This window comes from Gemmiger formicilis (assembly GCF_016901605.1).
In the GTDB taxonomy this organism is placed as follows: Bacteria; Bacillota; Clostridia; order Oscillospirales; family Ruminococcaceae; genus Gemmiger; species Gemmiger formicilis_B.
Genome location: NZ_JACJKP010000270.1, coordinates 1 through 2469 on the forward strand (window position 1 = coordinate 1; position 2469 = coordinate 2469).

The following is a 2469-nucleotide window of genomic DNA, read 5'->3' on the forward strand; positions in this document are numbered from 1 at the left end:
TCCCGGCGCAGCAGGGTGCAATCATAGATGATGGAATCATAGCGCGGCGGCCTGGGCCGCAGCTGGAACAGGACGATCTCCTCAAAGCGCAGGTCGATGGTGTTGCGCCCGCCGCCAAGGATTTGCTGCTGCAGGGTAATGGTCAGCTGGCTGTGGGCATTGATGGGCTGCATCGCTCCGCTTTCCTCCACATAAGTGTCGGGGGTGTACACCGCCCGGACGATACAACTGTCGTGCAAAGACAGCACCGCTTCCAGAAAATGCTCCCTGTCTTCTTCGGTCATGATCTCTTTCCAGTTCACAGAAACACATCCTTTCAAAGAAGGTTATAACATCCATGTGCAGAAACAATAAAACGCACCGACCTGTGTCCCACACGATGATTTCGGTTTGGCCGGACTTCCGGGAAACGCACCGGCATTTTTTATGGGTCTGAAGATTGCCAGCCCGGATGGGCGGCGCACCACGCAGCCGTTTCTTTCTCGGCGGCAGCCATCTGCTCGGCGTATTCCGCATCGTCCATATTTTCCAGGCAGACAATGGTCCTGGAAAAATCAAAGCCATACCGACAGCAGAAATCCTGTAAGAAGGCAATGACCCGTTTTATAAAAGCGTCGCGGCGCAGGTCATCGTCATGGTGGGTATCCTCCCATTCCGCCAGGTCTGCCCTGTCGGCGGGAAGGCCGTCCGCCCAGATCTGGGGATTCAGAGCGCCCAACAGGATGCCCAGACCGTCCTCCTGGCAGTGCGTATAACAACGGTCCAGCAAAAGAAACAGCAGCCAGAACTCTTTCGGGTAACGCATGCAGTCCTCCTTGGAATGGGGGGAGATACCGCCCAATGAATTGCTACTTTTATTGTACACGCCGGCGTGCCATCGTTTCAAGGAAAAAGCCGTCCGGTTGCTATTTTTTACAACTGCACAACTGCCAAAAAAATCATAATGTTTTTGGGCAACCTGCTGCTTGCCCCCGCCGTCCCGGAACCGATACACTATAGATAGAGCCGATGGTATTTCCGGCAGGACGGAAAGTGCAGGTGAACGGTATGATAAGAAAAAACAGACTTGCCGCTGTGGCGGTGGTGTTTCTGGTAGCGTTGCTGGCCTTTTGGGGAGTGTGGACGGCTAAACGGCGGGCTGCAGCCGCCAGCGCCAATGAGCAGCAGGTGCAGGAGCTGATGGAGGCGGCCAAGAGTCTGGATTTGCCGGCAGGCGTGGAGCCGGAAACCGTGGAGATTTGCCACCTGCCGGTGACAGACCGGAGATGGGAAACCTATGTGTTTGTCACCGTCCGGTCAGACGCCTCTTACGAAGAGTTGAAAGCACAACTGGAATCAACGCCCCGTTATCCTTCGGCAGGGGCTACGCCCTTGAAGGTGCTCGACTGGGAAACTTATCGCCAGGCAGACTGGTTTCCCCGGAATGCCACGGCGGAAGCTGCCGGAAGTGCGGACCGTTGGGTGCTGAGTTGGTATGTCCTCACGGCGGACAGCACCGACCCGCAGCTGCGGGAAGGAGTGGCGTCCAGCTGCGCGCTAGCGTAAGGAGAAATGCGCCGATCCAGGTAAAAGAAAGAAGGTTTTTTGTGCTCACACTTCGACCGCTTTGCCAGAAAGGAAATTATTGTATCCAACTAATCGGGAGATAAAAAAATTCAAGCCCCCCTTTTTGAAGCGGAGCTTTGTAAAGCTCGATTCTTTGGTCCACATTACTTATGCAGAGGCAGCCGCCCTTAAAGTATTGCATAACGGAGCCAGTTTGGATGCACAGGAACTTTCTGAAATCATCGATGCAATTGCTTCGTAAAAATACTATAGCTGCTCGTTCTTGCATTTAATGGAAATATCTTTTTTGGAACGACACGCCACCAAGCCGGTCAACGAATGGTTGACCGGCTTTTTTGAAAATTTGGGTTGTTTTGCAGAAATAACCGACAATGGCACAGGCAAATAAATTACAGAAAACAGGGAGGGTTCAGGATGCAGTTTGAGCAAGACTCATTCAGAGAATATAAGCGTATAATGGAAACAACCAATGTTCAAAAATGTTATCAACAAATCCTGAAGCTCATTCGATATATTTCTTCAGAATTGATAAGGTACAATAAGTTTCGCAAATTGAAAAGAAGCTAAAAAGAGACACGGTTTGCAGAACTCTGGTAGAATGAAGTTGCGACACACCATTCTGAAAGGAGACAGCAAACCATGTCTGAGAAGATTGTACAGCTAAATGAGGAAGTTATCAAGGGGCAGCTCAAAGAGCTGGTACGAGGCAGCGTAGAGGAAACCCTCAACGAACTGCTGGAGGCCGAGGCAGAGAAGCTGACCCAGGCGGCCCGGTACGAGCGTAATGAGCAGCGCCAGGGATACCGGAGCGGCCACTACAGCCGCAACCTTACCACCACTTCCGGGGACGTTACCCTGAAGGTGCCTAAGCTCAAGGGAATCTCTTTTGAAACCGCCATTATT

Annotated in this window: 4 protein-coding genes; 2 read left to right on the forward strand and 2 right to left on the reverse strand. The window is 52.0% G+C overall.

Going from position 1 to position 2469, the window contains the following annotated elements; genetic code table 11:
- Positions 1 to 302, reverse strand: a 302-nt coding sequence (locus tag H6B10_RS13980) for a hypothetical protein (protein ID WP_204652162.1), incomplete at its 3' end; no start/stop codon positions are given.
- A gap of 122 nt (positions 303 to 424) precedes the next feature.
- Positions 425 to 805 carry a hypothetical protein gene (locus tag H6B10_RS13985; RefSeq protein WP_204652163.1) on the reverse strand — a complete coding sequence of 127 codons (381 nt, stop codon included), beginning with the start codon at positions 803 to 805 and terminating at the stop codon, positions 425 to 427.
- Positions 806 to 1047: 242 nt separating this feature from the next.
- Here H6B10_RS13985 and H6B10_RS13990 point away from each other — a divergent pair, with 242 nt between their 5' ends.
- Positions 1048 to 1545, forward strand: coding sequence for a hypothetical protein (locus H6B10_RS13990; protein WP_204652164.1), 498 nt, complete (start codon positions 1048 to 1050; stop codon positions 1543 to 1545).
- A gap of 660 nt (positions 1546 to 2205) precedes the next feature.
- A partial coding sequence (locus H6B10_RS13995) for a transposase (RefSeq protein WP_204652165.1) occupies positions 2206 to 2469 on the forward strand: 264 nt, incomplete at its 3' end.

Excerpts from the sequence above, each read along its gene's own strand:
- H6B10_RS13990 (WP_204652164.1), top strand. The coding sequence starts at position 1,048 with ATGATAAGAAAAAACAGACTTGCCGCTGTGGCGGTGGTGTTTCTGGTA.
- H6B10_RS13985 (WP_204652163.1), bottom strand. The coding sequence starts at position 805 with ATGCGTTACCCGAAAGAGTTCTGGCTGCTGTTTCTTTTGCTGGACCGT.